Source organism: Caulobacter sp. B11, assembly GCF_002737765.1.
In the GTDB taxonomy this organism is placed as follows: domain Bacteria; phylum Pseudomonadota; class Alphaproteobacteria; order Caulobacterales; family Caulobacteraceae; genus Caulobacter.
In genome coordinates this window covers 1-6,078 of the sequence record NZ_PEGG01000170.1, presented here as the reverse complement: position 1 = coordinate 6,078, position 6,078 = coordinate 1, and the positions used below count along the sequence as shown (strand labels likewise).

Here is a 6,078-nt window from a genome sequence, read left to right as displayed (position 1 = left end):
TGGCGCTGGCCAGGCTGGAAGTGGACGAGTCGGGGCTCGACAGCCTGGACCGGCGCTATCTTCGCGCCCTGATCGACAACTATGGCGGCGGTCCGGCCGGGGTCGAGACCCTGGCCTACGCCATCGCCGAGGCCCGCGACGCGGTCGAGGACGTCATTGAGCCCTATCTGATGCAGCAGGGCTTCATCCAGCGCACCCCGCGCGGACGGATGGCCTGCGGCAAGGCCTATCTCCACCTGGGCCTGACGCCCCCCGCCGCCCCGCCCGGCCTCGAGCAGGGCGGTCTGTTCGGCGAGGGCTAGGCGCGGCGATCTTCCTCGCCCGCAAGCCGACGTCACACCGATCGCCAGGCTGCATCGCGTCCGCGCCCAGGCCCGGCGCCGCCGATCATGCTGATGACGGCGAAGGGCTGGACCTCTATAAGCCCGCTGTCCGCCGCGTGACGGGCGGCATTTCGATGAGCAGGCGACCCGCGACGATGCATGACCCCGTGACGACCTTCGTGATCGACGTCTTCAGCCGTCCCGGCGCGGCCTTGATGATGGCGGGCGCGATCCTCGCCTTCGCCCTGGGGCTGATCGGCAAGTCCGCCTATTTCGAATATGCCCCGCTCAAGGAAGACCTGCGCCGCATGGCCGACATCCTGTCGGATTTCCGCGGCCCCACGGCGCAACAGCAATTCGCCACCGCCGTCCTGGCCGGAAACATCCGCCTCGCGGACGGCGGCGATCCGGTGCTTGAACTGGGCTGGGCCCATTATCGCAGCCAGCTGACCGAAACCGACGACGGTCGCCTGGCCGCCTCGGTCCATGCCGCCACGGTCTTCGAGCCGGCCGATCGCCCCGCGCGCAGCCTGGAATGGTGGGCCAATCTGCTGGTCGCCGTCGGCCTGACCATCACCTTTGTCGGCATCGTCGCGGCCCTGACCGAAGCCACCTCGGCCATGGCCGAGGGCGGCGGCGCGGCGATGCAGACGGCCTTGATCGGCCTGCTGACCATCGCCGCCACCAAATTCTGGACGTCCATCGCCGGGGTGCTGGGCTCGATCATCCTGCGCCTGGTCGCCCGTCGTCGCCGACTGGCGATCGAAAACATGGAAGCCCGCTTCTTCGCCACGCTCGACGGTCTGGTGCGGTTCGCGCCGCCCGAGAAGGTGATGCTCGAACAACTGGCCGTCCTGCGGCGCATCGAGGCGGCGATGGCGGCCGGCCCCGGCCGGGAGGGCGCGGCTTGATCCGGGGTCGCGGCCGCCGGGCCGTCGATGTCGAGGAAGGCGAAAGCTATTACGTCTCGATGACCGACATGATGGTCGGGGTGATCTTCATCTTCATCATCATGTTGAGCTATTTCGCGCTGCAGTTCAGCTCGACCACCGCCGCCCTGACCAACGCCAAGCATCCCGAAACCGCGGCCCTGCTGCAGACCGCCGGCGACCTGCAGCCGCGCCAGGCCCAGGTCGAGATCGACTACAAGGCCCGGGTGCTGTGCGTGCCCGAAACCCTGCTCAGCGCGACCGGCGACGGACCCAGCACCGAGAAGCGCTGCTTCTCGTTCAACAGCCTGGGCCAGGCCACCACCTCGCTGGCCCTGGAAGAAGCGCAGCGCCAGCTGATGGCCAGCCTGGACGCCGACCTGCGCGACGTGGGCGCGCCGGTTCAGGGCGACGTCGCCGGCGGAGCCCTGTCCTTCAAGGCCGAGCAACTGTTCATGGCCGGCACGGCCGAGCTGTCGCCCGACGGGGCGCGGATCGCCGGCCAGGTCGCCGAGACCCTGGCGCGCCGCCTGCCCTGCCTGTCCTATGGCGGTCCGCAGACCAACTGCAACAGCGACCAGGGCAAGCTGGCCCTGGCCAATGTCGTGGCCCAGACCGGCTTCGACGCCTCGACCCCGGATGGTCAGCAGGCCGCCGTGCTGGCCCTGCAGCGCTCGTCGGGCTTCTATCGCGCCCTGATCGCCGCCAAGCCGATGCTGTCGTCCCTGCGCAACCAGCCGCCGGGCGCGCCCGGCTCGCAACCGATCCTTCGGGTCGCCAGCGTCGGCCAATCCCAGGAAGGCGCAGGGCGGGTCGGCGACAACCAGACGATCAGCATCCAATTCGCCATGGCCCAGTAACCGACTCGATCCGGGTCATGGAGACCAGTCAACCGTGAGCGACGCCTTGGACAAGCAGCTTCCCACCGCCGGGGTCTTCGAGGGTCGCGAACACCAGTTGCCGGTGCGCATCTATTACGAGGACACCGACTTCACCGGCATCGTCTATCACGCCAACTACCTGCGCTATTTCGAGCGGGCGCGGAGCGACTTCTTCCGGCTGGTGGGCGTCTCGCACACCGAGCTGGCCAAGGCCGACACCGGGTTCGCGATCACCCGGATGGAGATCGACTTCAAGCGCGCCGCCCGCATCGATGACGCCCTGCTGGTGCGCACCACCTATGACCGGGTCAAGGGGCCGCGCCTCTACGTCTCGCAGCGGATCACGCGCGGCGACGAACTGATCGCCCAGGCGGTGGTCGAGGCGGTGTGCATCTCGATGGACGGCCGGCCGCGTAAGCCGACGCCCCACATGGTCGCCGCCCTGACGCCCTGGTTCGCGGGCTGACGGCCCCGGCGCCGCCAAAAATCCCTTTCGCGCCCCGATTGTCATAGTTTCAACATTGCCGCGCTTCATGTCAGTTAAGCGCTCGCTATCTTGACGCCCGAACGGAAACAGGACCCCGCATGGACGCCGCCGCCCCGCAGAACTTCTCTTTCCTCGCGCTGTTTCTCCAGGCCGATTGGGTGGTCAAGGCGGTGATGATCGGACTGATCCTGGCCTCGCTGGGATCCTGGGCCGTGATCATCGACAAGCTGTTTCGCTTCTCGGCCCTCAACCGCGCCGCCGGCCGGTTCGAGGATCAGGTCGGTTCAGGCCGCTCGCTCGAGGACATCGCCGGCGAGGCCGGGGCCCATCCGCGCCACGTCCTGCCCCGCATGCTGCAGGCCGCGCTGAAGGAATGGCGCGACGCCAAGGCCAAGGGCGCGCTCGGTGAAGGCCAGACGGCCTTTCTGGTCCAGCGGATCGACCGGATGATGGACACCCAGATCGCCCGCGAAACCGCCAAGGCCGAGGACGGCCTCGGCAGCCTGGCCATCGTCGCCACCGCCTCGCCGTTCATCGGCCTGTTCGGCACGGTCTGGGGCATCATGCACGCCTTCCAGAACATCGCCCTGTCGAAGAACACCTCCCTGGCCGTGGTCGCCCCGTCGATCGCCGAGGCCCTGTTCGCCACCGCCGTCGGCCTGATCGCCGCCATTCCGGCCTATATCGCCTACAACAAGTTCTCGACCGACGCGGGCAAGTACGCCGGGCGACTTGAGAACTTCGCCGACGATCTGTCGACCGCCATCCAGCGCCGCCTGGCCGAGCGGGTCTGATCCGATGGCCATGTCCGCCAATGACGCCTTCGCCACCGGCGGCGGTCGGGGTCGCCGCCGTCGCGGTCGCCGCGGCAGGGGCGCCCTGTCCGAGATCAACGTCACCCCCTGGTCGACGTCATGCTGGTGCTGCTGATCGTGTTCATGATCAGCGCGCCCCTGCTGACCGCCGGCGTGCCGCTGGAGCTGCCCAAGACCGAGGCCGCGGCCCTGCAGAACCAGCAGGAACCGATCACGGTGTCGATCAAGGCCGACGGCTCGGTCTATCTGGGCGAGGCCGTGGTCCCATTCGGCGAGCTGGCGCCCCGGATCAGCGCCGTGGCCGGCGACGGCTACGACAAGCCGATCTTCGTGCGCGCCGATGGTCAGGCCTCCTACGCCACCGTCGCCCAGGTGATGGCCGGCCTGTCCAACGCCGGCTTCTCGAAGATCAACCTGCTGACCGACACCGGCGGCCCGTCATCGGGCGTAGCGCCGGCGAAGGCCGAAGTCGCCGCGACCGACGTCGGCCTGCGTCCGGCCCAGTGAGCGGTCCGGCATGAGCCGCGAAACCCGCAACAACCTCTCGCCGGCCCTGGTCGGCTCGGTCGCCCTGCACGGAGCGGTCGCCGTCGCGATCCTGATCGGCCTGCCCCCCCGCGCCAGCAAGCCGGTGACCATCGGCGAGACCGTGCCGGTGACCATCGTCACCGAAGGCCCGACCAATGTGCGGCCGGCCGTCCAGGACGCCGTCGACCAGACCGCCCAGGCCGAGGAGGTCACCCCCGAGGCGACGCCCGAGCCCCCGGCCCCGATCCCCGCGCCGACGCCCCAGCCCTCGCCGGCCGCGCCGCCCAAGCCCGCGCCGACCCCGACGCCGACTCCCAAGAAGCCGCTGCCCAGCCCCAAGGCCGACAACGACTTCTTCGCCTCGCTGGAAAAGACCCTGGCCAAGACCCCTCAGGCCAAGGGCAAGCCCGTCGCCAACGCCGCCAAGGGTCCGGCCCGCGCCGAGACCGCGACCGAGGCCCGGCCGGCCGCAGGGGCCGCCACCGCGCTGCAGGCGGCCGCGATCGCGGGCATGAAGGACGAGATCCAGCGGCGGTGGAATCCCAATTGCGAGGTCGAAGGCGGCGGCGCGGTGCAGGTCAGGGTCAGTTTCAAGCTGACGACGGCCGGCAGGATCAGCGGCCAGGTGACCGCCGCCGAGGCCGAGCGCGCCAATGACCCCGTGGTCCGCGCCGCCGCCGAACGGGCCATTCGGGCCGTCTATCAATCGGCGCCCTTCGAAGGCCTTCCTCCAGACTATTATGGGCCGTCGCTGAATCTGAACTTCAAGGCGCGCGACGCCTGCGCGGCTCGATAGAAGGACCGGACCATGAGCTTGAAGACCCTCTTCGCCCTTGCCGCCGCCGTCCTGGCCATGGGACTGGCCGCCGCCGCGCCCGGCCGCGCCCTGGCCCAGATCGAGGTCGACATCGACAAGGGCGCGGTCAAGCCGATGCCCCTGGCCATCCCCGCCTTCTCCGGCGGCGGCGCGCGCGGCGGCGAGATCGCCGCGGTGATCAGCGGCAATCTCGAGCGCTCGGGCCTGTTCCTGCCGCTCAACATCCAGGGCGTGCCCGACAAGCTGGCCGACGTGAACATGCAGCCGCGCTTTCCCGACTGGCAGGGCACCGGGGCCCAGGCCCTGATCAACGGCCAGGTGACGGTGGCGGCCGATGGGTCGCTGCGCGTCGACTTCCGCCTGTGGGACGTGTTTTCCCAGCAGCAGCTGCTGGGCCTGCAGTTCACCTCGACCGCCGAGAACTGGCGGCGGGTGGCCCACAAGATCAGCGACGCGGTCTATGAGCGCCTGACCGGCGAGAAGGGCTATTTCGACACCCGCGTGGTGTTCGTCGCCGAGAGCGGCGGCAAGCTGGCCCGGATCAAGAAGCTGGCGATCATGGACCAGGACGGGGCCAATCCCCAGTACCTGACCGACGGCTCCTACATCGTCATGACCCCGCGCTTCTCGGCCACCAGCCAGGAGATCACCTACATGGCCCTGCGGCCGACGGGCTCGAGCATCTATCTGCTGAACCTGGCCACTGCCCGCCAGGAAACGGTGGGCAAGTTCCCCGGCATGGTCTTCGCGCCGCGCTTCTCGCCCGACGGAACCAAGGTGGCGTTCGTCGAGAGGCCGGCAACAGCGACATCTACGTGCTGGACCTGCGCACCCGCGCCCACCCGCATCACCACCGACCCGGCCATCGACACCTCGCCGTCGTCTCGCCGGATGGCAGCAGATCGTCTTCAACTCCGATCGCGGCGGCCAGGCCAGCTCTATGTGATGAACGCCGACGGCTCGGGCGTGCGGCGGATCTCGGCGGCGGTGGACGCTACACCACCCCCGTCTGGAGCCCGCGCGGCGACTTCATCGCCTTCACCAAGCAGGCCGGCGCAAGTTCCACTCGGCGTCATGCGACCCGATGGCGCCGGATGAGCGCCTGCTGACCACCAGCTATCTGGATGAAGGTCCGACCTGGGCCCGAACGGCCGGGTGCTGATTATCTCCGCGAGGCCACCGGTACGCCGCGCCTGTGACCGTCGACATCACCGGCCGCATCCTGGCGCCCCGCCGCCTATCAGGGCGCGGCCTCGGATCCGGCCTGGTCGCCGCTGCTGGACTGAGCCGGCTCGAAG

Annotated in this window: 6 protein-coding genes and 2 pseudogenes; all 8 read left to right on the top strand. The window is 69.4% G+C overall.

Annotated elements, in window-relative coordinates; translation table 11 throughout:
- The coding region (locus tag CSW58_RS08085) for a Holliday junction DNA helicase RuvB C-terminal domain-containing protein (RefSeq protein ID WP_304441637.1) at positions 1-302 on the top strand (302 nt) is incomplete at its 5' end.
- A 176-nt stretch (positions 303-478) separates the two neighbouring features.
- Positions 479-1,234 carry a hypothetical protein gene (locus tag CSW58_RS08080; RefSeq protein WP_099446949.1) on the top strand — a complete coding sequence of 252 codons (756 nt, stop codon included), beginning with the start codon at positions 479-481 and terminating at the stop codon, positions 1,232-1,234.
- Positions 1,231-2,112, top strand: coding sequence for a hypothetical protein (locus tag CSW58_RS08075; RefSeq protein WP_236627717.1), 882 nt, complete (start codon positions 1,231-1,233; stop codon positions 2,110-2,112). Before CSW58_RS08080 ends, CSW58_RS08075 begins: the two co-directional genes overlap by 4 nt.
- A 46-nt stretch (positions 2,113-2,158) precedes the next feature.
- Positions 2,159-2,599: a tol-pal system-associated acyl-CoA thioesterase gene (gene ybgC, locus CSW58_RS08070; protein ID WP_099446950.1), complete on the top strand. Its 441-nt coding sequence runs from the start codon at positions 2,159-2,161 to the stop codon at positions 2,597-2,599.
- A 119-nt stretch (positions 2,600-2,718) separates the two neighbouring features.
- A complete protein-coding gene (gene tolQ / locus CSW58_RS08065) occupies positions 2,719-3,414 on the top strand; it encodes a protein TolQ (RefSeq protein ID WP_099446948.1) in 696 nt (231 codons plus the stop codon).
- Between the two features lie 4 nt (positions 3,415-3,418).
- Positions 3,419-3,942 (top strand): annotated as a pseudogene (locus tag CSW58_RS08060) (ExbD/TolR family protein).
- A 10-nt stretch (positions 3,943-3,952) separates the two neighbouring features.
- Entirely contained in the window at positions 3,953-4,759 is an 807-nt protein-coding gene (locus tag CSW58_RS08055; protein ID WP_099446947.1) for a cell envelope biogenesis protein TolA, read from the top strand.
- A 12-nt stretch (positions 4,760-4,771) separates the two neighbouring features.
- Positions 4,772-6,066: pseudogene (gene tolB, locus CSW58_RS08050) on the top strand (Tol-Pal system beta propeller repeat protein TolB).
- Positions 6,067-6,078: the final 12 nt, after the last annotated feature.

Coding starts and splice junctions, on each gene's coding strand:
- CSW58_RS08055 (WP_099446947.1), top strand. CDS start 3,953: ATGAGCCGCGAAACCCGCAACAACCTCTCGCCGGCCCTGGTCGGCTCG.
- CSW58_RS08080 (WP_099446949.1), top strand. CDS start 479: ATGCATGACCCCGTGACGACCTTCGTGATCGACGTCTTCAGCCGTCCC.
- tolQ (WP_099446948.1), top strand. CDS start 2,719: ATGGACGCCGCCGCCCCGCAGAACTTCTCTTTCCTCGCGCTGTTTCTC.